At 69.4% G+C, this 23,071-nt stretch carries 23 protein-coding genes and 1 riboswitch; of the genes, 6 read left to right on the top strand and 17 right to left on the bottom strand.

Features of this window, described 5'->3' with window-relative positions:
* Positions 1-19: 19 nt before the first annotated feature.
* Entirely contained in the window at positions 20-763 is a 744-nt protein-coding gene (locus G5S38_RS06520; protein WP_165066133.1) for a fumarylacetoacetate hydrolase family protein, read from the bottom strand.
* Between the two features lie 139 nt (positions 764-902).
* On the opposite strand from G5S38_RS06520, the gene G5S38_RS06525 reads away from it, so the two are divergent.
* The 4 genes from G5S38_RS06525 to G5S38_RS06540 are packed head-to-tail and all read left to right on the top strand — an operon-like array spanning position 903 to position 4,851.
* Positions 903-1,898 (top strand): Gfo/Idh/MocA family protein, encoded by a 996-nt coding sequence (locus G5S38_RS06525; RefSeq protein ID WP_165066136.1) that lies wholly within the window; start codon positions 903-905, stop codon positions 1,896-1,898.
* A gap of 46 nt (positions 1,899-1,944) precedes the next feature.
* Positions 1,945-2,529, top strand: coding sequence for an isochorismatase family protein (locus G5S38_RS06530; protein WP_165066139.1), 585 nt, complete (start codon positions 1,945-1,947; stop codon positions 2,527-2,529).
* The gene (locus tag G5S38_RS06535) at positions 2,526-4,016 is read left to right on the top strand and encodes an NAD-dependent succinate-semialdehyde dehydrogenase (RefSeq protein WP_165066142.1); all 1,491 of its coding nucleotides are present in this window, start codon (positions 2,526-2,528) and stop codon (positions 4,014-4,016) included. Before G5S38_RS06530 ends, G5S38_RS06535 begins: the two co-directional genes overlap by 4 nt.
* Before the next feature lie 28 nt (positions 4,017-4,044).
* Positions 4,045-4,851 carry a TrmH family RNA methyltransferase gene (locus G5S38_RS06540; RefSeq protein WP_165066236.1) on the top strand — a complete coding sequence of 269 codons (807 nt, stop codon included), beginning with the start codon at positions 4,045-4,047 and terminating at the stop codon, positions 4,849-4,851.
* Between the two features lie 60 nt (positions 4,852-4,911).
* On the opposite strand, the gene G5S38_RS06545 is transcribed toward G5S38_RS06540, so the two are convergent.
* The 11 genes from G5S38_RS06545 to G5S38_RS06595 all read right to left on the bottom strand — a co-directional run bounded on the left by G5S38_RS06545 (position 4,912) and on the right by G5S38_RS06595 (position 16,489).
* Positions 4,912-6,825, bottom strand: coding sequence for an ABC transporter ATP-binding protein (locus G5S38_RS06545; RefSeq protein ID WP_165066144.1), 1,914 nt, complete (start codon positions 6,823-6,825; stop codon positions 4,912-4,914).
* Between the two features lie 118 nt (positions 6,826-6,943).
* On the bottom strand, positions 6,944-7,156 hold the full coding sequence (locus G5S38_RS06550; protein ID WP_235928941.1) for a hypothetical protein: 213 nt from the start codon (positions 7,154-7,156) through the stop codon (positions 6,944-6,946).
* 69 nt (positions 7,157-7,225) lie between these two features.
* Positions 7,226-8,590: an MFS transporter gene (locus G5S38_RS06555; RefSeq protein WP_165066147.1), complete on the bottom strand. Its 1,365-nt coding sequence runs from the start codon at positions 8,588-8,590 to the stop codon at positions 7,226-7,228.
* Positions 8,591-8,893: 303 nt separating this feature from the next.
* The gene (ribH, locus tag G5S38_RS06560; RefSeq protein ID WP_165066150.1) at positions 8,894-9,409 is read right to left on the bottom strand and encodes a 6,7-dimethyl-8-ribityllumazine synthase; all 516 of its coding nucleotides are present in this window, start codon (positions 9,407-9,409) and stop codon (positions 8,894-8,896) included.
* A complete protein-coding gene (ribB, locus tag G5S38_RS06565; RefSeq protein WP_165066153.1) occupies positions 9,406-10,704 on the bottom strand; it encodes a 3,4-dihydroxy-2-butanone-4-phosphate synthase in 1,299 nt (432 codons plus the stop codon). The genes ribH and ribB overlap by 4 nt, the downstream gene beginning before the upstream one ends.
* Positions 10,701-11,342: a riboflavin synthase gene (locus tag G5S38_RS06570; RefSeq protein ID WP_165066156.1), complete on the bottom strand. Its 642-nt coding sequence runs from the start codon at positions 11,340-11,342 to the stop codon at positions 10,701-10,703. The genes ribB and G5S38_RS06570 overlap by 4 nt, the downstream gene beginning before the upstream one ends.
* Complete coding sequence (gene ribD, locus G5S38_RS06575) at positions 11,342-12,424, bottom strand: bifunctional diaminohydroxyphosphoribosylaminopyrimidine deaminase/5-amino-6-(5-phosphoribosylamino)uracil reductase RibD (RefSeq protein ID WP_165066159.1); 1,083 nt, start codon at positions 12,422-12,424, stop codon at positions 11,342-11,344. The genes G5S38_RS06570 and ribD overlap by 1 nt, the downstream gene beginning before the upstream one ends.
* Positions 12,425-12,512: 88 nt before the next feature.
* Positions 12,513-12,666: riboswitch (FMN riboswitch) on the bottom strand.
* Between the two features lie 54 nt (positions 12,667-12,720).
* Positions 12,721-13,332 (bottom strand): GNAT family N-acetyltransferase, encoded by a 612-nt coding sequence (locus G5S38_RS06580; protein ID WP_165066162.1) that lies wholly within the window; start codon positions 13,330-13,332, stop codon positions 12,721-12,723.
* Entirely contained in the window at positions 13,329-14,342 is a 1,014-nt protein-coding gene (gene trpS, locus G5S38_RS06585) for a tryptophan--tRNA ligase (protein ID WP_165066165.1), read from the bottom strand. Before trpS ends, G5S38_RS06580 begins: the two co-directional genes overlap by 4 nt.
* A gap of 152 nt (positions 14,343-14,494) precedes the next feature.
* Positions 14,495-15,340 (bottom strand): exodeoxyribonuclease III, encoded by an 846-nt coding sequence (locus tag G5S38_RS06590; protein WP_165066168.1) that lies wholly within the window; start codon positions 15,338-15,340, stop codon positions 14,495-14,497.
* A 9-nt stretch (positions 15,341-15,349) separates the two neighbouring features.
* Positions 15,350-16,489: a YihY/virulence factor BrkB family protein gene (locus tag G5S38_RS06595; protein ID WP_165066171.1), complete on the bottom strand. Its 1,140-nt coding sequence runs from the start codon at positions 16,487-16,489 to the stop codon at positions 15,350-15,352.
* A 152-nt stretch (positions 16,490-16,641) separates the two neighbouring features.
* On the opposite strand from G5S38_RS06595, the gene G5S38_RS06600 reads away from it, so the two are divergent.
* Positions 16,642-16,977, top strand: a complete 336-nt coding sequence (locus G5S38_RS06600) for a hypothetical protein (protein ID WP_165066174.1) — start codon at positions 16,642-16,644, stop codon at positions 16,975-16,977.
* Between the two features lie 36 nt (positions 16,978-17,013).
* Positions 17,014-17,838: a hypothetical protein gene (locus G5S38_RS06605; protein ID WP_165066177.1), complete on the top strand. Its 825-nt coding sequence runs from the start codon at positions 17,014-17,016 to the stop codon at positions 17,836-17,838.
* Between the two features lie 396 nt (positions 17,839-18,234).
* Here the strand turns inward: G5S38_RS06605 and G5S38_RS06610 are convergent, their stop codons facing one another.
* The 5 genes from G5S38_RS06610 to G5S38_RS06630 form a co-directional block, all read right to left on the bottom strand.
* The gene (locus G5S38_RS06610; protein WP_165066180.1) at positions 18,235-18,990 is read right to left on the bottom strand and encodes a succinate dehydrogenase iron-sulfur subunit; all 756 of its coding nucleotides are present in this window, start codon (positions 18,988-18,990) and stop codon (positions 18,235-18,237) included.
* Entirely contained in the window at positions 18,990-20,816 is a 1,827-nt protein-coding gene (gene sdhA / locus G5S38_RS06615; RefSeq protein WP_235928942.1) for a succinate dehydrogenase flavoprotein subunit, read from the bottom strand. The genes G5S38_RS06610 and sdhA overlap by 1 nt, the downstream gene beginning before the upstream one ends.
* A complete protein-coding gene (locus G5S38_RS06620; RefSeq protein ID WP_165066183.1) occupies positions 20,816-21,280 on the bottom strand; it encodes a succinate dehydrogenase hydrophobic membrane anchor subunit in 465 nt (154 codons plus the stop codon). The genes sdhA and G5S38_RS06620 overlap by 1 nt, the downstream gene beginning before the upstream one ends.
* 4 nt (positions 21,281-21,284) lie before the next feature.
* Entirely contained in the window at positions 21,285-21,734 is a 450-nt protein-coding gene (gene sdhC, locus G5S38_RS06625) for a succinate dehydrogenase, cytochrome b556 subunit (RefSeq protein ID WP_407943828.1), read from the bottom strand.
* Between the two features lie 170 nt (positions 21,735-21,904).
* Positions 21,905-23,044, bottom strand: a complete 1,140-nt coding sequence (locus G5S38_RS06630; RefSeq protein ID WP_165066186.1) for a glycosyltransferase family 4 protein — start codon at positions 23,042-23,044, stop codon at positions 21,905-21,907.
* Positions 23,045-23,071: the final 27 nt, after the last annotated feature.

The following is a 23,071-nucleotide window of genomic DNA, read 5'->3' on the forward strand; positions in this document are numbered from 1 at the left end:
AAAGGGGGTGGATGCTGCGCTACGCGCGACCGGTGATGGTCACCGTGAACTCGTCGACGCCCTCGACGCCGCCGGTGACCACGTCGCCCGGCTGCAGCGGACCGACGCCCGCGGGCGTGCCGGTGAAGATGAGGTCACCTGGCTGCAGGCTGACCGCGCGCGACGCCGCAGCGACGATGTCGGCGACCGGCCAGATCATCGCAGCCAGGTCGCCGTCCTGGCGAAGCTCGCCGTTGACGCTCAACCAGATGCGCCCGGAGTCGAGGATCGTCGGCAGCGGGTGGATCGCGCTGACCGGGGCCGACAGATCGAACGCCTTGGCCCAGTCCCACGGGCCGCCCCTGTCCTTCGCCTCTCGCTGCAGGTCGCGACGGGGCAGGTCGATGCCGGCGCCGTATCCGAAGATGTGGCCAGCCGCGGCATCCACCTCGATGTCTGCCCCGCCGCGGCCGATGGCGATCACCAACTCGACCGCGTAGTGGAAGTCGGTGGTGAGGGGCGGATAGGGGATGCTGCCGCTCGCGTGAACGACGGCGTCGGCGGGCTTGGTGAAGAAGAACGGCGGCTCGCGGTCTGGATCGTTGCCCATCTCGCGCGCGTGGTCGGCGTAGTTGCGGCCGACGCAGAACACCCGGCGCACGGGCCAGCTGCGGTCGGAGCCGGCGATCGGCAGTGTCGTGGGCTCGACGGGGTCGGGAATGCCGGGGGCGCCGTGCGTGTCGGCTGCTGCCGGGGCTGCCGGGGCTGCCAGGTCGTCGGTCATCGGTGGCCTTCCTGCGGGGAGAACCTGTTGAGCAATGGCCAATCTATCCCGCCGGGCGGCCGCCGGGCGGGAGCAGGCCGGGCGCGACTGTTAGATTTTGCTGTGGTGGCGGACCGTGCGGTCCGCGAGGAAGGAACCAATGCCAGGCACACTCCGCTGGGGAATTCTCGGCCCCGGGGGCATCGCAGCCTCCCAGACGACCGACCTGCTCGGCGACGGGTTTGTCGTCACCGCCGTCGGCTCGCGCTCGCTGTCATCGGCCCGCGAGTTCGCCGACCGGTTCGGCATCGAGAAGGCCTACGGCAGCTACGACGAGCTCGTCGGCGACCCCGACGTCGACATCATCTACGTCGCGACCCCGCACTCGCACCACTACGCGCACGCCCGCCTCGCCCTCGAGGCCGGAAAGCACGTGCTCGTCGAGAAGGCGTTCACCGTGACACAGGAGCAGGCGGCGATCCTCGCCGAACTCGCCGAGAGCAAGAGCCTCGTCGTGCTCGAGGCCATGTGGACCCGCTACCTGCCGCACATGGTTCGCCTGCGCGAGATCGTCGCCGCCGGCACCATCGGCGACGTGCGCTCGATCGTCGTCGACCACACCCAGAAGCTGTCGGCCGACCCGACCAGTCGCCTGCAGGATCCCGCGCTCGCCGGAGGTGCGCTGCTCGACCTCGGCATCTACCCCGTCTCGTTCGCGTGGGACATCCTCGGTGAGCCGACCGCGATCCACGCCTCCGCGTCGTTCACGGCCACCGGCGTCGACCGGTCGACCTCGGTGATCCTCGACTACGAGGAGGGCAGGCAGGCGATCCTGACCACCGCCCTCGACGCGTCGGGCCCCAACACCGCGACCGTGCAGGGCACCGAGGGCTGGATCGCCATCGACCGGGTCTGGTACAACGCCACCTCGTTCACCGTCTACAACTCCGATGGCGACGTCGTCGACACCTACGAATCCGATGTGAAGAACCGCGGCATGCAGTACCAGGCCGCCGAGGTCGAACGCCTGGTCGACGCCCGCTTCACGGCCGGCGTCATCCTCCCGCCGGAGGAGAGCGTGCGCATCATGGGCACTCTCGACGAGATCCGCCGCCAGATCGGCCTGCAGTACCCGGCCGAGATCCTCGCGGTCTGAATCTTCGCAGTCTGAACCTCCGCAGTCTGAGCAGGAAGGCCACCGCATGAACCGCGCACTCTTCATCATCGACGTGCAGAACGACTTCACCGAGGGAGGCGCCCTCGGGGTCGACGGAGGGGCGGCGGTCGCAGCCGGCGTCACCGCCTATCTCGAGGCGAACCCCGGGGTGTACGACCACGTCATCGCGTCGCGCGACTGGCACGACCCAGTGGGCGACAACGGCGGGCACTTCGCGGCCGCGGGCGCCGCGCCGAACTTCTCCACCACCTGGCCGCCGCACTGCGTGGCGGGAACCCCCGGCGCCGACTACCACCCCGCCCTCGACACGTCGGCCGTCACCGCCCACGTGCAGAAGGGGCAGGGCGTGCCCGCCTACTCGATCTTCGAGGGCACCGTCGACGACGGGTCGTCGCTCACCGAGACCCTCGACGAGCTGGGCGTCACCGACATCGACGTCGTCGGCATCGCCACCGACTACTGCGTGCTCGCGTCGGCGCTCGACGCGGTCAAGGGCGGCCGGTCGGTGCGCGTGCTGCGCGACCTCGTCGCCGGCGTCGCCCCCGCATCGAGCGAGGCGGCACTGGCCACCCTCGCCGACGCCGGGGTGACCATCGCCGAATCCCGATGAGCGGGCCCAGCGCCCCACGGCCCGCCGACGAGGTCGCCCTGCTCGCGCGGGTTCCCACCCGGTTGTTCATCGGGGGCGAGTGGGTCGAGTCGACGTCGGGGCGGGGGCTCGCGGTCTCCGACCCGTCGACCGGGGGCGAACTGCTGACGGTCGCCGACGCATCCATCGCCGACGGCCTCAGGGCGATGGATGCCGCTGCCGTCGCCCAACCCGGCTGGGCGGCCACCCCGGCCCGCGAGCGCGGTGAGCTCTTACGCGCGGCGTTCGACCTGCTGCAGCAGCGAGCCGAGGACTTCGCGCTGCTGATGACCCTGGAGATGGGCAAGCCGCTCGCCGAGTCACGCGGCGAGGTCGCCTACGGCGGGGAATTCCTGCGCTGGTTCGGCGAGGAGGCGGTACGCATCCCCGGGCACTACGGGCGCACCCCGGAGGGCACCGGCACCATGATCGTGACGCGGCGCCCGGTCGGGCCGAGTTACTTCATCACGCCGTGGAACTTTCCGCTGGCCATGGCCACCCGCAAGCTCGCGCCCGCGCTCGCCGCGGGCTGCACCTCGGTGATCAAGCCGTCGGAGCTCACGCCGCTCACCACGCTGTTCCTCGCGCAGCTGCTGCAGGACGCCGGGCTGCCGGCTGGCGTCGTCAACGTGATCACCACCACCGAGTCGCAGGAGGTCTCGGCACCGATCATCGCCGACGCGCGACTGCGCAAGCTCAGCTTCACCGGGTCGACCGCGGTCGGGGTGAGCCTGCTCACGCAGGCGGCGAACGGGGTGCTGCGCACGTCGATGGAACTCGGCGGCAATGCGCCGTTCGTGGTGTTCGACGATGCCGACCTCGATGCGGCGGTCGACGGCGCGATGCTCGCGAAGTTCCGCAACATCGGGGAGGCGTGCACGGCGGCGAACCGCTTCATCGTGCAGGAGGGTGTCGCCGACGAGTTCGCCCGGCGCGTGACCGAGCGCGTGGGCGCGCTGCGGGTCGGACGCGGCGCCGAGGACGGCACGCAGATCGGGCCGCTGATCACCGCCGCGGCCGTGACGAAGGTGGCAGGGCTCGTCGACGACGCCGTCGCGCGAGGCGCGGAGCTGCGCACGGGCGGGCGCCGAATCGACGGACCCGGCACGTTCTTCGAACCGACGGTGCTCACCGGGGTGGCGCCGGGAAGCGGCATCCTGAGCCAGGAGATCTTCGGCCCGGTGCTCGCCATCTCGACCTTCACCGACGAGGCGAACGCCGTTCGACAGGCCAACGACACCCAGTACGGCCTGGTCAGCTACGTGTACACGCGCGACCTCGCGCGCGGGCACCGGATGATCGACGCGCTCGAGACCGGCATGATGGGGCTCAATGTCGGCGTGATCTCGAACGCCGCGGCGCCGTTCGGCGGGGTCAAGCAGTCGGGCCTCGGGCGCGAGGGTGGGGCCGAGGGGATCCTCGAGTTCCTCGAGACGAAGTACACGCTGGTGGGGGACGCCGCGTCGTGACGGGGTTCACCGTCGACCGGTGCAGATCATGCCGGTGATTGAGATCGCGTCGCTCGACGACCCGCGACTCGCCGACTTCGCCCACCAGACTGACGTCGCGCTCAAGAAGTCGCGCGGATCCGAGCACGGCCTCTACATCGCGGAGTCGCTGCTCGTGCTGCAGCGCGCGCTCGCGGCCGGTCACGCGCCGCGCTCGGTGCTGGCACTGGGAACCTCGGTCGACGATGCGGTCGCGCTCCTCGACTCCCACGGGTACGGCGACGTGCCGGTCTTCTCCGGGCCGTCCGACCTGCTCGCGGAGCTGACCGGGTACCTGCTGCACCGCGGGCTCATCGCGGCGATGCACCGGCCCGCCCTGCCATCGGCCGCGTCGCTGCTCGCGGGCGCGCGACGGGTTGTCGTGCTCGAGAACGTCGCCGATCCGACGAACGTCGGCGCGGTGTTCCGGTCGGTCGGCTCGATCGGGGCGGATGCCGTGCTCGTGACACCGCGGTGCTCCGACCCGTTCTACCGGCGGGCGATCCGCGTGAGCATGGGCACGGTGCTGCAGGTTCCGTGGACGCGGGTGGGGGAGTGGGATGCAACGCGCCACCTTCTGCACGACGCGGGGTTCCACATCGCGGCGCTCGCGCTGACCGACGGCGCCGTCGGGTTGCGGGAGTTCGCGGCATCCGCCCCCGAGAGGGTCGCCATGGTGCTCGGGGCCGAGGGCGACGGGCTGAGTGCGGAGGCGGTGGCCGCGGCCGACACGGTCGTGCGCATTCCGATGCGGCACGGCATCGACTCGCTCAACGTGGCGGCGGCCAGCGCCGTCGCGATGTGGTCGCTGGCCTGACCCGCCGCCAGACCAGCAGCCGCCAGACCAGCAGCTGGTGGCTAGACCAGCAGCTGGTGGCTACACCAGCAGCTGGTGCTTGGCCAGGTCGCGGTACAGGGGAGTGCTCGCGACGAGCTCGGAATGCGTTCCGACGCCCACCACTCCGCCGTGGTCGAGCACGACGATCTGGTCGGAATCCACCACGGTGGAGAGCCGGTGCGCGATGACGATGAGGGTGCGGTCGACCGCGACCGCGTCGATCGCCTTGCGCAGCAGCTGCTCGTTCATGCCGTCGAGGGACGACGTCGACTCGTCCAGGAGCAGGATGGGGGCCGCAGCGAGCAGCGCGCGCGCGATGGCCAGCCGCTGGCGTTCGCCACCGGAGAGCATGACGCCGCCCTCTCCGACCGGCGCGTGCAGGCCGAGCTCGTTGCGGTCGAGCACCTCGGTGAGGTTGACGTCGTGTAGTACCTGGATGCACTCGGCGTCGGTCGCGCCGGGCGCACCGAGCGCGAGGTTCTCGCGCAGGGTGCCGGCGAGCACGGGGGCATCCTGTTCGACGTAGCCGATCTGCGCGCGCAGCGCATCGCGGTCGATGGCGCGGAGGTCGACGCCGCCGAGCCGGATCACGCCATCGGTCGGGTCGTAGAACCGCTCGATGAGGGCCAGGATGGTGCTCTTGCCCGCCCCGGATGGCCCGACGAGGGCGGTGCGCCTGCCGCGGGGCGCGGCGAACGAGATGCCGCGTAGCACGGTCGTGTCGCGGGCCTCCGGAGCGTCGGCGTCGGCCTTGGTGGCGGAGGTGGAGCTGCCGGTCGCGGTGGAGGTGGAGGCGCTGATGGCGGTGGCGCCGGCTTTCTCCGTGGCGGGGCCCTCCGCAACCGGCTGCCCGGCATAGCGAAAGTGCACGTTCTCGAAGCTGATGGCGGCATCCGACTGCATCGGCGCAGCCGCCGTTTTCGCGATCGCGGCGTCGCCATCGGTCTCGATCGGCAGGCCGATGATCTCCTGGATGCGGCCGAGCGCGCCCAGCGCCTGGTTCACCGCGGTGACGGCACCGAACGCCTGGCCGAGCGGCGTGATCATGAGGAAGAGGAACAGGATGAACGCCACCAGGTCGGCGATGGTGATCGAGCCGCTGGCGACCCGGAATCCACCGACACCGAGAACGACGAGGAACGACACCTGCAGCGCGATACCGGCGATGGGCACGACCAGCGCAGAGATCTTTGCGACGCTGATGCCCATGGCCCAGGCGCCCTCGGCATCCTTCTGCACGGCGGCGATCTCACGGTCGGCGGCGTTCGCGGCGCGAATCGTGCGCACGGCAGTGATCGACCGCTCGACCGCGGCGGCCAGGTCGCCCACCTTCTCCTGCGCCTTGCGGCTGGCGACACGGATGCGTGCGCTGAGCGTGACCACGCTCACCACCGATACGGCGATCACGAGAACGGTGAGCCCGAGCAGCACGGGGTCGATGATCGCCATCGCGATCAGGGCCCCGACGAACGTGACGCTGCCGCCGATGGCCTCGACCAGTCCCTGGGTCAGCACTGCCCTGAGCAGCGTGGTGTCGGAGCCGACGCGGGAGACCAGGTCGCCGGTGCGGCGGGTGTCGAACTCGCTGATGGGGAGGTTGAGCATGCGGGAGACCAGGCGGCGCCTGCTCGACAGTACGACGCCCTCACCGGTGCGCTGCAGCAGGTAGTGCTGGAAGCCGGTGATGAGGCCGGAGGCGACGACGAGGGCGACCAGCGCCCAGACGAGGAACTGCAGCGAGTCCCCGGCCTCGACGACCGTGATGACCTGGCTGACGATGAGCGGTTGGGCGAGGGATGCCGCGGCACCGAGCACACTCAGCACGACGACGAACGACAGCACCTTCTTGTGCTCGAACAGGTACGGCAGGAGCTGCGAGAACGTGGCGCGGGGGCCCCCGTCATCGTCGGACCGACCGCGTCTCGTTCGGCCAGGTCGCGTCGTTTCGCTCATTGTCACTCTCTGTCGGCGGGCGGTGCGTGGTGGAGGGTCGATCGGTCGGAGGCGCGGCCTGCCGGGGATCGGCCCACCGGTGGGGCGGGCGGTGATCTCCGGGCGCTGGGTGCCCGCGTCAGCTGCGGCCGTACTTCTTGTGCACGGCCTGCTTCGACACCGACATGGCGGAGGCGATCATCTGCCAGCCATACCCCCGGTTTCGGGCCGCCCGCACCAGCGTAGCTTCGTGCCGTTGCAGTTCCCTGCGCAGTTCGCTCACGGCACGCAGTGCCGTGAGCGGGTTCTCGTCGCCCGACTCGGAGGCCAGTGTTCTCAAGTGGTCCGTCACAAAAGTCAACCGTAGTTGACCGACGGGTGTCGGTCAACTACGGTTGACGATCCGGTGATGCGGCGAGCTCTAGCGGGAGACCTTTCCGCTGGTGTTCGCGGTGTACTCCAGGTCGCGCGTCTCCTTGCTCAGCAGCAGCGCGACGAGCGTGATGACGCCCATGGTGCTGAGGTAGATGCCGACCAGCACCGGGCTGCCGTCGGCCACGGTCCACAGCCAGACCGCGATGAACGGGGCGACCGCGGCGCCGAGGATGCTGGCCACGTTGTAGCTGATTGCCGAGCCGGTGTACCGCACGTTGGTCGGGAACAGCTCCGGCAGCAGCGCACCCATCGGGCCGAAGGTCAGGCCCATGAGCGTGAAGCCGATGACGAGGAGCGCATTGACGCCGATGTCGCCGCCGCCGAGCAGCGGGACGAACAGGAAGCCGAACACGATGATCGCGCAGGTCACGACGATGAGGTGGGCGCGACGGCCGAAGCGTTCGGCGAGGGGGCCGGACACCAGCGTGAAGATGCCGAAGAACACCACCCCGAAGATCAGCATGACGAGGAAATCGTTGCGCGCGTAGCCGAGACCGGGCAGCGCGGCGTCGGTGGGCGTCGTGCCGTAGGTGAGCGTGTACGTGGTCATCAGGTAGAACAGCGTGTAGGTCGCGAGCATGATGAACGTGCCGAGGATCACGTTGTACCAGCTGGACTTGAACACCGCGGCGAGCGGCAGGCTCGCGACCTCGCCCGATTCCTTGACCTTCTGGAACGCGGGGGTCTCGATGAGCTTGAACCGCACGTAGAGGCCGATGATCACGAGCACGGCGCTGGCGAGGAACGGCACGCGCCATCCCCACGACAGGAACTGCTCGTCGCTCAGCGTCGTCGCGAGGATCAGGAAGACGCCGTTCGCGACGATGAAGCCGATCGGGGCGCCGAGCTGGGGGAACGTGCCGTAGATGGCGCGCTTGCCCTCCGGGGCGTTCTCCGTGGCGAGCAGTGCGGCGCCGCTCCATTCGCCGCCGAGGCCGAGGCCCTGGGCGAAGCGCATAAGCACGAGGAGCGCGGGGGCGAGGATCTCCCAGCCGGGCGTCAGAGCGGTGGGCAGGCAGCCGATCAGCACGGTCGCGATACCCATGGTGAGCAGGGAGGCGACGAGCGTGCCCTTGCGGCCAATGCGGTCACCGAAGTGGCCGAAGACGATGGACCCGATGGGGCGCGCGACGAAGGCGGCGCCGAAGGCCGCGAACGAGGCCAGGAGCGACGTCGTGGGGTCGTCGCTGGGAAAGAACAGCGCGGGAAAGACCAGTACGGCCGCCGTGGCGTAGACGTAGAAGTCGTAGAACTCGATCGACGTGCCGATGAGGCTGGCGAAGATCACCCGCGAACGGGGGTTGGTCTTGGCTGGGGACGTCGACGACGCCGGGGAAGAGGTGGAAGACATGCGCTGGAACTCCGCGGAAGAAAGTGAACGCCGGAGGACGCGCGCGACCGGCCTGCGGGGTGGCAGGCGGAGGCGGGGTCCGGGCGGCGAGGAACACGGGCCGCTCGTGACGGCCGCCTCACAGCTTACGCTCACCAGTCGATGCAAGCGGGGCGGCGGGCCGGGCACCGTTCTGTCGGGCCCGTGGCCACGTGTGCCCGTGCCTCAGCCGCCGAGAAACACCTTCTGCACGAACAGCACCGCGAGCACGATGGCCGCCACGGTCACGATGATGCGGATGTATAGCAGCGGGTTACGCATGGCCTAGTGGCTGCCGGCCATGGCCGCAGCGGCACGCGTCGCCTCGGTGATCATGATCGACCGGATCGCGATGGCGGTGGACACCGCGGCCTCGGCGGCCTCCGCTCCCTTGTCTTCCTTCGATCCATCGAGGCCCGCGCGGTCGAGGCCCTGCTGCTCGTTGTCGACGGTGAGCACGCCGAAGCCGATCGGCTTGCCCGTGACGACGGTCACCTGGGTGAGGCCGGAGGTCGCGGCATCCGCGACGTATTCGAAGTGCGGGGTGCCTCCGCGGATGATGACGCCGAGGGCGACCACCGCGTCGGCGCCGGAGTCGAGGGCGGCGCGCGAGACGACGGGCAGCTCGAAGCTGCCGGAGACGCGCACCACGGTGACGTCGGCGCCGGCCGCGGCGAGGTAGCGCTGGGCGCCGGCGAGGAGTCCCTCGGCGATCACCTCGTGCCAGAGGCCGGCGACGATGGTCACCCGCAGTCCGGCCGCGTCGATGGTGTCGATCTCGGGTGCGCCGTCGGTGCTCATAGTTCCTGCTCCTTGATGGTCTGGGCCGCAGCAGCTGCCACGACGGTGTCGAGAATTCGGTCGTCGGGGAGGATGTGCCCCATCCGGTCGCGCTTCGCACCGAGGTACGCCTCGTTGAACCCGTCGATGCCCACCACGAGGGGTACCTGCTCGAGCACGGTGATGCCGCGGTCCGATAGCTGCTGCAGCTTATCGGGATTATTCGTCAATACCCGGACGCGGGAGATGCCCAGGTCTTCGAGGATCGACACGGCGGCCCCGTAGTCGCGGCCGTCGATCGGGAACCCCAGCGCGACATTGGCGTCGAGGGTGTCGAGGCCGTCGTCCTGAAGGCGGTACGCGCGCAGCTTGTTGACCAGGCCGATGCCGCGACCCTCGTGCCCGCGCATGTAGACGACCACGCCGCCGTGCTCCTGGATCATCTCGAGGGCGGCGTCGAGCTGCGGCCCGCACTCGCACTTGAGCGAGCCGAACACCTCGCCGGTGAGGCACTCCGAGTGCACCCGCACCAGGGCGCCGTCGCCGGGGTTGCCCGCGATGACGGCGAGGTGGTCGGCCCCGGTCATGCGGTCGCGGTACGCGCGCATGCGGAACGGGCCGTGCGTGGTCGGCACGACGGTCTCGACCTCGAAGATCACGCGCGACGTCTCGGGGATCGGCACTACGACCGGCACCTCGGCGTCGGAGTGCACCTCGTGCAGGTAGTCGACCAGCGATTCGATGGTGATGACCGGGATGCCCTCGCGGGCGCCGAGCTCGATGAGGCCGGGCAGGCGCATCATCTCGCCGTCGTCGGCGACGATCTCGGAGATGGCGCCGACCGGCGTGAGGCCCGCGAGCTTGAGCAGGTCGACGGCGGCCTCGGTGTGCCCGTTGCGTTCGCGAACGCCGCCCTCGGCCGCGCGCAGCGGCAGGATGTGCCCTGGTCGGTTGAGGCTCGACGGCGTCGACGCGACATCGGCGAGCACGCGCAGCGTGTGGGCGCGGTCGCTCGCGCTGATTCCCGTGCTGAGGCGGTTCGCGGCATCCACCGTCACCGTGTAATTGGTGCCGCGCGGATCCTCGTTGCGCACGACCATCACCGGCAGCTCGAGGCGGTCGGCGATCGCGTTGGTCATCGGGGCGCAGATGAAGCCGGAGGAATTGCGTACGAGCCAGGCGATCCACTCCTGGCTGGCGAGCTCGGCGGCCAGGATGACGTCGCCCTCGTTCTCGCGCCCCTCGTCGTCTGCCACGATCACTGGCCTGCCCGCGCGCAGTGCGTCGAGGGCGGTGGGGATGTCGGCGAGACTCATGATGCGTCCTGTTCTGTAGCGTGTGGGGCCGTGCCACCGGATCCCGAGCCGCGCAGCTGGAGCATGCGCTCCACGTGGCGGGCGAGGATGTCGGTCTCGATGTTGACCGTGTCGCCGACGGCCTTGCGCCCGAGGGTGGTGACCGCGAGGGTCTCCGGAATCAGCGACACCTCGAACCAGTCGGGGCCGACCGCGCTGACCGTGAGCGAGACCCCGTCGACCGCGATGGACCCCTTGCCGGTGACGAGCGCCGCGACATCCTGAGCGAGGGTGAAGCGCAGTACTCGCCATGCCGACCCCTCGGTGATCGAGAGCAGTTCGCTCGTGCCGTCGATGTGGCCCTGCACGATGTGGCCGCCGAGGCGGTCGCCGACCTGTGCCGCGCGCTCGAGGTTGACGACGTCGCCGGCGACCGGTGCGGTGAGGGTGCTCATGGCCATGGTCTGCGCCATGACGTCGGCGGTGAACCAGTCGTCGCCCTGGTCGACGACCGTGAGGCACACGCCGCTGACCGAGATCGAGTCGCCGTGGGCGGCGTCGCTGACCGCGAGAGGGCCGCGCACGGTGAGGCGGCCGGCGTCGGGGCCGGGTTCCCAGGCGACGACGGTGCCGAGTTCTTCGATGATTCCGGTGAACATCAGGTGGTCCTTTCGTGGCGGGCGTCCGCGGGGTGAGTCTGGGGAGTGGTGTCGTGGGTGTGCGGCGGTATTGGCCGCGCGATGACGACCAGGTCGTCGCCGAGCTGCTCGACCGAGTCGATGCGCAGTCGGCGGGCATCGGCGAGGGTGCCGACGCCGATCTCGCCGATCGACAGGCGCGGCCCGCCGAGCAGCGTGGGGGCGAGGTAGACGAGGTACTCGTCGACCAGGCCGGCGGCCACGAACGCGCTGGCGAGCGTCGGCCCACCCTCGACGAAGGCGTGTCGGATGCCGCTGTCGAAGAGTTGCCGCATGGCCGCGGCGAGATCGTGGTGGCCTACGGCGACCAGCGGCTGCGGGTGCTGCCGGATGCGCGCGTTCGCCGGCACCGCGCGCTCGCCGATCACGACGGGAACGGGCTGGTGTGCCGTCAGCTCACCCGCTTCGCCGCGGGCGGTCAGGCTGGGGTCGTCGGCGAGCACTGTTCCGGTTCCCACGATGATGGCGTCGGATGCCGCCCGCCGCTCGTGCACGTGGTGCCGGGCCGCGGTGCCGGTTATCCACTGGCTGGTGCCATCGGCGGCGGCCGCGCGCCCATCCAGGCTCGATGCCCACTTGAGGGTCACGAACGGGCGTTCCGCGCGCTCCGCGGTGAGCCACACCCTGAGGAACGCCCCGCCCTCGGCGGCGAGCACGCCACCGGTCACCTCGACGCCGGCGGAGCGCAGCCGCTCGGCTCCGCCCCCGGAGTGCTCGCCCGGGTCGTCGACGGAATAGACGACCTCGGCGATCCCGGCGGCGATGAGGGCCTCGCTGCACGGACCGGTGCGGCCGTGGTGGTTGCACGGTTCGAGGCTCACGACCGCGGTCGCGCCGACCGCGTCGGCGGGGTTCGCGAGCGCCGACAGCGCGGCGACCTCGGCGTGCGGGGTGCCGGCGCCGCGATGCCATCCCTCGGCCAGCAGGTCACCGGCGGGGGAGAGGATCACGCAGCCGACGCGCGGGTTTACCCCGGTGACTGGCCCCCGGTCGGCGATCGCCAGCGCACGCCGCATCGCGGTCGTCACACTCTCTCTGGTCATCCGGTTCCTGACATCTCGGTCGATCGAGACGGACTCCGGGTTCGTGCACCGCCGAATACCGGCGGTCGCGGGCATCGAACATCGCCCGCGCGTGCGTCCTATCATCCAGACTGAGAGGCCTTTCGGCCTCATTACTGTCGGTCCCGGAATTCCACCGGCTCAACCGATGCCTCCGTTTCTGGAGGCCGCGGGTCGCGGACTGTCACCGCCGGTTCGGACTTTCACCGACCCCGGAGCACGTACTTCATTGCTGAGTGTAGTCAACGCTCCCCGCGGCGGACTATTCCCGCGTGCGGCTACAGCGGCCAGCCGCGCGCCGGGGTGCGCGGGTCGTGCGCGAGCAGGCTGGCCTCCCAGCTGTCGACCCGCTCGTCGCGGTGCACCATCGACTGGCGCATGACGCCCTCGAACTGGAACCCGGCTCGGGCGGCGACCGCTGCTGACGCAGTGTTGCCCGCGACGGCCGCCCAGTGGATGCGTCGCAGTCCGAGCTCCCCGAAGCCGTGGTCGCACACCGCGGCCAGCGCCTCCGACATGATTCCGGCGCCGCGCCACGGTCTTCCGAGCCAGAATCCCAGCGTCGCCGACGCGAGCTCCTCGAACCGCAGCTCGATCACCCCGGCGAACGCGCCGTGCTGGCGTATGGCCCACAGTGCGACGGTGCCTGGATGCCCGTGCGCCGACGTCGCGGCGGTGCGCGCGAACCCCGTCACGAAATCCACGGCGTCGGCGTGACGGTAGGGCACGGGAACGGGTATCGCGCGTTGCAGCTCGCGGTCCTGGCAGTACTGCACGATCGCATCGGCGTCCTGCAGGCCGACCAGGTCGAGCACCAGTCGCGGTGTGCGCAGCACTGGTGTGGTGACCCCGGCGGGTACAGCGGGGTCGGGCACAGCGGGGTCGGTCATCGGCGGGTGCGCGGCAGGAGGCCGATCCGGTCGTAGACCGCAGCCAGGGTGGTCTCGGCGATCACGCCCGCGCGGTCGGCGCTGTCGGCGAGGATGCGGTCGAGCTCCGTCGGGTCTTCGAGCAGCGCAAGCGCCCGGGAGCGGATCGGCTCGAACACCGATACCACCGCGTCGGCGACGTCTTTCTTCAGGTCGCCGTACCCGCGGCCCTCGTAGGCGGTCTCGAGCTCGGCGACGCTCTGGCCGCCGAACGACGACAGGATGGTGAGCAGGTTCGAGACGCCGGGCTTCTCGCCTCGGTCGAAGCGCACCTCGCGGCCGGTGTCGGTGACCGCCGACTTGATCTTCTTCGCCGTCCTCGACGGCTCGTCGAGCAGGAAGACCACGCCGTTCTGGTTCGCGGCCGACTTGCTCATCTTGACCTCGGGGTTCTGCAGGTCGTAGATGCGGGCGCCCTCCTTCAGGATGACCGGCTCCGGCACGACGAGGGTGTCGCCGAACCGGCTGTTGAAGCGGTTCGCGAGGTCGCGGGTGAGCTCGACGTGCTGCTTCTGGTCGTCGCCGACCGGCACGTGGTTCGTGCCGTAGAGGAGGATGTCGGCCGCCATCAGCGTCGGGTACGCGAACAGCCCGAGGGACGCGGCATCCGCCCCCTGCCTCGACGCCTTGTCCTTGAACTGCGTCATGCGGCTGGCCTCGCCGAACCCGGTGATCGTATTCAGCACCCAGGCGAGCTCGGCATGCGCCGGCACGTGCGACTGCACGAACAGCGTCGACTCGGTCGGGTCGATGCCCGCGGTGATGTACTGCGCCGCCGTGCGCCGGATCTGCTCGCGCAGCCGTTCCGGCTCCTGCGGAACCGTGAGGGCGTGCAGGTCGACCACGCAGAAGATCGCGTCGTGCGTCTTCTGCATGTCGCGCCACTGCACCAGCGCACCGATGTAGTTGCCGATGTGGAGCGACGATGCGGACGGCTGCATGCCGGAGAAGAGGCGGGGCTGGGTGGTCATCCCCCCAGTCTTTCAGGTGCGCGGGCGTGGTCCGACGCGCCCGGCTGACGCGCCGGCTGAAGTGCCCCGCTGCCGCTGCCGCTGCCGCTGCGGCTGCCGTGCCCCGCTGCCGCTGCCGCACCCGGCTGAGGCGCCCGACCGTTCGCTCTGGGTCAGATCGCGTAGTCGACGACGACCGGGGCGTGGTCTGACCAGCGCTGGTCCCACGCGTCGGCGCGGTCGACGGAATACGCGGTGACCTTCTGCGCGAGTGCCGGTGTCGCGAGCTGGTAATCGATGCGCCAGCCGGTGTCGTTGTCGAACGCCTGGCCGCGCCACGACCACCAGGTGTACGGGCCGTCGACCTCGCCTGCCGCCATCCGGCCGACGTCGACCCAGCCGAGCCCCGCGCCGGTCGTGCCGTCGACCGCGGTCACGGTCTCGCCCGCCGGCCCGATGAACCGGTCGAAGTACGCCCGCTCCTGTGGCAGGAATCCGGCGCGCTTCACGTTGCCCTTCCAGTTGCGGATGTCGAGGGTGCGGTGCCCGACGTTGAGGTCGCCGACGACGAGCGCATACTCCGAGTGGGCCGCGAGCTCCGGGAGGCGCTGCTCCATCGCGGCCAGGAACTTCCATTTCTCGTCCTGCTTCGCGGTGCCGGCCTCGCCGGAGTGCACGTAGGTGCTCACGACGGTGACGATCGACCCGCCGACCTCGTAGTCGGCTTCGAGCCAGCGCCCCGCGCTGTCGAAGTCGTCGTCGCCGAGGGTCACCCGGTGGATCGACGCGCGATTGCGCGAGGCCAGCGCGACGCCCGCCCGCCCCTTCGCCGTCGCGGCGTCGTGCACGATGCTCCACTCGTCGCCGAGCAGCCCCTCGAGGTCTTCGGTGGTCGCCCGAACCTCCTGCAGGGCGAGGATGTCGACGCCCCTGGCATCGAGCCACGGCCCCATTCCCTTGCGGAATGCGGCGCGCACGCCGTTGGTGTTGACGGATGCGACGCGCAGGGGTGTGGGCATGGGGCGAGTCTAGGTGTCGCCACCGACGCGGTCCCGCGCGCGACCCGTGCGGTCGGCGTCGCCCCCGTCTACGCCTGCCGCATCCCCCGGGGCCGGCGAGCCGCCACCGCGCACGCGCTGCCACAGCCGCGCGAACCCGCCCGGCCGCGCGTCTGCTTCTTCCGCCTCCCGTCCGCGTTCGATGAGGCGTTCCCGCTCGATGCGTTCGGCTTCGGCCTTCGGGTCGGCGGCGATGCCGGCATCCTCCATGCCGACCGCGATCCACGTCGCGCTCAGCAGGATGACCTGGCACGCGAGGTTGAAGAAGATGAGCAGGCCGATGATCACGGCGAACGACGCCAGCAGCGGGTTGCGGGAGGCCCCGCCGAGCAACGCCCCGCCGAGGAACTTGAGCGCGCCGAGCGCGACCCCGCCGATCAGCGCCCCGCTGACCAGCCTGCGGAACGGGATGGGGACCTGCGCCAGCACCCGGTACAGCGCCGCGAGCACCGTGGTGTCGATGAGCAGCACGACCGTGAGGCCGACGATGCGGGTCAGCACGACCGCGGCCAGCGAATCCGACCCGACCCCGATGAGATCGAGGGAGAACCGCAGCAGGGTGGTGCTCACCGTCGAGAGCACGGTGGAGACCACCAGTGCCACACCGAACAGCAGGCCGAGGCCGAGGTCCTTGAGCTTGAGCAGGAGGAACCCGAGGAACTCGACGGGACCGGGGGCGAGGTCGAAGATGGTGCGCACCGCAGTCCTCGCCGACGCCAGCCAGCCCAGGGCGGTCAGCAGCAGGCCCACGATGGCGATCGACCCGGTCCAGGTGAGGCCCTGCGTCTCGAGCAGCGTCTGCGGATCGATGGCGCCCTCGCTGGTCGAGGTCTCGATGAGCCCCGGTGCCGATTCGGCGATCGTGTCGATCAGGGATTCCTGCAGGCCGACGTTGCCCTGGATGACGAACCCGGCGATGGAGAACCCCACCCACAGCCCGGCGAACACCGCGAACAGCGCCTGGTACGACAGCCCGAAGGCCATCAGCAGTCCGCCGCGTTCGAGGTAGCGAAACCACAGGCGCACGATCTTGAGCGCGAAGATCCGGTCGATGAGGGGAGCGCCGCCGGCGGGGGGCGGGTCGCCCGCGGACTTCGCGTTTTCGGCCATGTGCCAACCCTATGCAGTCGCGACCGGCCTCCACTCCGAAGGCTTTGCGAGTGGATGCTGCGGCACCGTGCCCCAACCCGGGGGCGGGCTGTCAAGGCCCTGTCAGCGGTCCATGCATAGCCATACTCTCGAAGCAACCGTTAGGAATACCCATGAAGCGCATTCACTACGCTGGCGAGAACCTTGTCACCGGCGACGCCATTGCTGACGCGCTCGTCTTCTACGCCGAGGCGCTCGCCCGCAGGGACACCTCTGCCGCCGTCGAGATCCCCGCCCTGTTCGCCGAGAACGACATCCGCACCGTCACGGTGCTCCTCGGACCGGCGAGCCAGCTCGTGGCCATCCCCGAGGACAGCGCGACCGACGACCTCCTCGACGACGAGCTCGTCGCCAATATGAAGTCGGCCTCGGTCGCACTCGGCGTTCCCCAGCCGCAGTCCGACGACGATCGCGACCACGCACGCGACGTCAACGCACTCGACCTGTAAGACACCATCCCCCCACCAGAGAGCAGCGAGGCAGCCATGAGCAACACCAACAACCCCCTACCGCCGTCGGGTAACGACAACAGCGGTCGGCGCGACGGCTATGATGCCAACGCGTACGACCCCAACGGCACCGCCCGCAGGACCGGCTCCGCCCGCGACAACGACGCACGCGACGACGCCCAGTTCCGCGACGACGCCCAGTACCGCCGCGACGCCGATGCGCGTGACGACCGGACCGCAGCGACTGCGGCCGGGGCCACCACCGGCACCGCGACCACCACCGGGTCGAACCGCACGGTACGCCAGGACGTGCACGCCCGCGAGAAGGAGGAGTTCGGCGGAATGAAGTTCGGCTCGGCCTTCTTCGGCTGGCTCGCCGCGACCGGAACCGTCGTGCTGCTCACCGCGCTGGCCGCGGGTATCGCGGCAGTCTTCGGGCTGAACGCCACCTCGGGTGCATCCGACGCCGCCGACACGGCAGCGCAGAACGCCGACACCATCGCGCTCGTCAGCGCCATCGTGGTACTCGTCGTGCTCTTCATCGGCTACTTCGCCGGTGGCTACGTCGCTGGTCGTATGTCGCGCTTCAGCGGCGCCAAGCAGGGCATCGCCGTCTGGATCTGGGCCGTCGTCATTGCCATCGTGGTCGCCATCATCGGCGCCATCGCCGGAGACCAGTTCAGCACCCTCTACGACCTGGGCGCGGTGCCGAGCCTGCCCATGGGAGAGGGCGACCTCACTACGGGCGCTATCGTCACCGCACTTCTCGCGCTCGCCGTCACCCTGGCCGGAGCCGTGCTCGGTGGACTCGCCGGCATGCGCTTCCACCGCCGCGTCGACCGCGTGGGCCTCGGAAAGTAACCCCCACCGGAACCGCGAGAACGGCCGCAGGCATTTGGTGCCTGCGGCCGTTCTGTGTTTTCAGCTCTCGCTGCGTTGTGTCTTGCCTCGCATGATGGCCTGCGTGACCTCGGCGATGGCCTGGGTGACCTGGATGCCGCATCATGCGTGCTACGGCTTGCCTCGCATGATGGCCTGCTTGACCTCGGCGATGGCCTGGGTGACCTGGATGCCGCTTCGTGCGTGTTACGGCTTGCCTCGCATGATGGCCTGCGTGACCTCGGCGATGGCCTGCGTGACCTCGGCGATGGCCTGGGTGACCTGGATGCCGCTTCGTGCGTGTTACGGCTTGCCTCGCATGATGGCCTGCGTGACCTCGGCGATGGCCTGGGTGACCTGGATGCCGCTTCGTGCGTGTTACGGCTTGCCTCGCATGATGGCCTGCTTGACCTCGGCGATGGCCTGGGTGACCTGGATGCCGCGGGGGCATGCCTCGGTGCAGTTGAAGGTGGTGCGGCAGCGCCACACGCCTTCCTTGTCGTTGAGGATGTCGAGGCGCACCTGCGATCCGTCGTCGCGCGAGTCGAAGATGAAGCGGTGCGCGTTGACGATAGCGGCGGGTCCGAAGTACTGGCCATCGGTCCAGAAGATGGGGCAGCTCGAGGTGCATGCCGCGCACAGGATGCACTTGGTGGTGTCGTCGAAGCGCTCCCGCTCGGCGGGGCTCTGGCGGCGCTCCTTGTCTGGCTTGCTCGAGGCGATGAGGAACGGCTGAACGGCCGCGAAGCTCTCGAAGAACGGGTCCATGTTGACGATGAGGTCCTTCTCCAGCGGAAGTCCCTTGATGGCCTCGACGTAGATGGGCTTCGTAATGTCGAGGTCCTTCATCAGCGTCTTGCAGGCGAGCCTGTTGCGACCGTTGATGCGCATCGCGTCCGAGCCGCACACGCCGTGCGCGCACGAGCGACGGAACGTCAGCGAGCCGTCCTGCTCCCACTTGATCTTGTGCAGGGCATCGAGCACCCGGTCTGTCGGGAACAGCTCGACGTCGAAGTCCTCCCAGCGCGGCTCCTCGTCGACCTCCGGGTCGAACCGGCGAATGATCAGCGTCGCGGTGAAGCTCTGGATGGCGTCGGCCGCGACGGGCTCCCGCTCGATAGTTGGTGTACTCATCAGTACTTTCTCTCCATCGGCTGGTAGTTGGTGATGACGACGGGCTTGGTGCCGAGCCGGATGTGCTCCCCGGCATCGGCGGATTCGGGGTCTCCGGTGAGGTACGCCATCGTGTGCACGAGGTAGTTCTCGTCGTCACGGGTGGGGTAGTCCTCGCGGAAGTGGCCTCCGCGGCTCTCCTTGCGCGATCGTGCCGAGTACACGAGCACTTCGGCGAGGTCGAGCAGGAAGCCGAGTTCGATGGCCTCGAGCAGGTCGGTGTTGTATCGCTTGCCCTTGTCCTGCAGCTGGATGTTGCGGTACCGCGCGCGCAGCGTCTCGATGAGCTCGGTGACTTCGGCCAGGCTCTCGTCGGTGCGGTACACCTGCGCGTTGCGGTCCATCGAGTCCTGCAGTTCCTTGCGGATGACGGCCATGCGCTCTGTGCCGTCGCCACTGCGGACCTTCTCGATCAGCCCACGGACACCCGCGGTGGGGTCGGCCGGCAGCGGAACGAACTCGGCGGTCTTGACGTACTCGACCGCGTTCTTTCCCGAGCGCTTGCCGAACACGTTGATGTCGAGCAGCGAGTTGGTGCCGAGGCGGTTGGAGCCGTGAACGCTCACGCAGGCGCATTCACCGGCGGCGTAGAGCCCAGGCACGACGGTGTCGTTGTCGCGGAGCACCTCGGCCTTGACGTTGGTCGGGATTCCGCCCATCGCGTAGTGCGCGGTGGGGAGCACCGGAACCGGCTCGTAGTACGGCTCGACACCCAGGTAGGTGCGGGCGAACTCGGTGATGTCGGGCAGCTTCGCGTCGATCACCGCGGGCTCGAGGTGGGTGATGTCGAGGTAGACCCAGTCCTTGTTGGGTCCACCGCCGCGTCCCTCGCGAATCTCGGTGGCCATGCACCTCGCGACGATGTCACGGGGCGCGAGGTCCTTGATGGTGGGCGCGTAGCGCTCCATGAACCGCTCGCCCTCGCTGTTGCGCAGGATCGCGCCCTCACCGCGGGCGGCCTCCGACAAGAGGATACCGAGGCCGGCGAGGCCGGTCGGGTGGAACTGGAAGAACTCCATGTCCTCGAGGGGGAGTCCCTTGCGCCAGATGATGCCGACGCCGTCTCCGGTGAGGGTGTGCGCGTTCGAGGTGGTCTTGAAGATCTTGCCGAACCCACCGGTTGCGAAGATCACGGCCTTGGCCTGGAACACGTGCAGCTCGCCGGTGGCGAGCTCGTAGGCGACGACTCCGGAGGGCTTCGTGGTTGCGACTCCGTTCTCGATGACGTCGGTCATCAGCAGGTCGAGCACGTAGAACTCGTTGAAGAAGTTGATGCCGTGCTTGACGCAGTTCTGGTACAGGGTCTGCAGGATCATGTGGCCGGTGCGGTCCGCGGCGTAGCAGGCCCGGCGCACGGGCGACTTGCCGTGCTCCGCGGTGTGGCCGCCGAAGCGGCGCTGGTCGATCTTGCCGTCGGCCGTGCGGTTGAACGGGAGGCCCATGTTCTCGAGGTCGATGACGGCGTCGATGGCCTCGCGCGCCAGGATCTCAGCGGCGTCCTGGTCGACCAGGTAGTCGCCGCCCTTGACGGTGTCGAAGGTGTGCCACTCCCAGTTGTCTTCCTCGACGTTGGCGAGCGCTGCGGCCATGCCGCCCTGCGCGGCCCCGGTGTGCGACCGGGTCGGGTAGAGCTTCGAGATGACCGCGGTGTTGGCGTGCGGTCCGGCTTCGATGGCCGCCCGCATACCGGCCCCGCCGGCACCGACGATCACGATGTCGTGCTGGTGGTAGTGGATCCCATCGACCGTGGTGCCGTCGACGCCTGGCGTCTGGCCCAGCGTCGCCACTACGCTCCAACTCCACAGAACGAGGGGAGGAGCTCGAGCTGGTCGGCTGAGACGTCGGGGCAGGGGTCAAAGGTGTAGATCACGAGGGTTCCCAAGATGAGGAGGACGACAGTGGATACGACGAGCGCACCCTTGAATATGCGGCGGAGGAGTTCGTTGCTTGCGTAGTCGTTGACGATCGTGCGCATGCCGTTGGCGCCGTGGATCAGGGCGAGCCAGAGCAGCAGGGTGTCCCACACGACCCAGAACGGGTCGGCCCACTTGCCGGCGACGAACGCGAAGTCGATGGCCTTGACGCCCTCGCCCGCGACCAGGTTGACGAAGAGGTGGCCGAAGATCAGCACGACCAGCACGACGCCGCTGGCGCGCATGTAGATCCAGCCCCATTTTTCGAGGTTGATGCCCCGGCCGGAGCGCTCGGCGCGGCGGGGTGAGCGGGGGGTTTCGACGTCGACGGTAGTCATGGTGTCAGCCTCCGAAGACGTGCATGAGGTGGCGGGGGGTGAAGCCCACGAGCAGCACGATCCAGAGCAGGATCACGACCACGAACATGAGCTTGTGATAGCGGGGGCCGACGCTCCAGAAGTCGATCAGGATGATGCGCAGGCCGTTGAGGGCGTGGAATCCGATGGCGACGACGAGCCCGAGCTCGCCCAAGCCCATGATCGGCGTTTTGTACTGGTTGATGACGGCGTTGTATGCCTCGGGGCTGACCCGCACGAGGGCGGTGTCGAGGATGTGCACGAGGAGGAAGAAGAAGATCGCGACACCGGTGATGCGGTGGAGTACCCACGACCACATCCCGGTGTTGCCCCGGTACAGGGTGCCCCTCGGCATCTTCGGCGCTGAGAGCTTCGGCAGCGGGTATTTCTTGTCTGGCTGTGGTGCGGACACGGTTCCCGCGGATTTCTCTGACACGAGTAACCCTCCCTGCGGATGATTGAGGCCCCGACGCCGGGGCAAGCATGTGTCCGTCGACCGAACGATTTCCAGTGTATTCGGGAGGCTGGTATCACGCTGGCAAGGGGAACCTTAGTAGCTCGATATCGAGACACTTTCGGCCGTTCTGGCCCGGAAACGACGGTAATTCACACCTGTTTTGCAGCCAGCGCGAGCCGCCGGGTCTCGATCGCGTCGGTGTAGTGGGCCATCAGTTCGTCGCACACCGAATCCCACGAGCGGCCGAGCACCGCGCGCCGACCGGCCTCGCCCATGCGTGCGCGCCTGCGGGCGCTGGTCGAGAGGAGCTCCACGTAGGCGCGCAGCTCGGGGTCGCGATCGGGGTGGAACAGGAACCCGTCTGTGCCGTGGTCGACGAGGTCGATCGGTCCGCCCGAGCGGGGAGCGATCACCGGCAGCCCCGATGCGTGCGCCTCCTGGATGGTCTGCCCGAACGTCTCCTCGGTGCCGGTGTGCACGAACACGTCCATCGCGGCGTAGGCCCTCGCGAGGTCGGCGCCGCCCAGGGATCCGAGCCAGGTGACGGGCATCCCGCGCAGCGCCGCGGTGACCGCGGGCATCGACGGTCCGCCGCCGACGATGGCGAGCCGGATGCCGGGAAGTCCCGCGAGCACGCGCAGGCGTTCGACCTGCTTCTCGGGGGCGATCCGGCCGACGTATCCCACGACGACGTCGTCGTGCGGGGCGATGCGCCTGCGCAGGCGCGCAGTCCTGGCATCCACCTTATTTCTGGGGTGGTATCGCTCGAGGTCGACGCCGCGCCCCCAGCGCGCGAGTCTGCCGACACCCGCGGACTGCAGGTCGGCCATCGACGCGCTCGACGGCACGAGCGTGCGGTCGGCCCCGTCGTGCACCCAGCGCACCAGGCGCCACGCCAGCCTGGTGGCCTGGCCGAGGTTGTTGCGCCTGGCGTACCCGGCGACGTCGGTCTGGAAGATCGCCACGGTGGCGATGCCGAGGCGGCGGGCCGCGCTCATCGCCTGTGCACCGAGGAGGAAGGGGGATGCCGCGTGCACGACGTCGGGCGAGAAGTCGGCGAGCAGCCGCTGCACCATCGGGCTCGGGAGGCCGACCGGAAACTGGCGGTACGCGAACGCCGGCACCTGGTGCACGGCGAACCCCGCGTACCTCTTCGGTGCTCCCGCCGCCGGCGTGATCACGATGGCGTCGTGCCCGTGCGCCGCGAGGTAGTCGAGTACCTGGCAGACGCTCGTAGTCACGCCGTTGATGGTGGGAAGGAAGGACTCCGTGACAATAGCTACTCGCACCGTGCTGGCTCCGTCTCCGTGCAGGTG

The sequence above is a fragment of the Marisediminicola senii genome, assembly GCF_011057645.1.
GTDB lineage: Bacteria > Actinomycetota > Actinomycetes > Actinomycetales > Microbacteriaceae > Marisediminicola > Marisediminicola senii.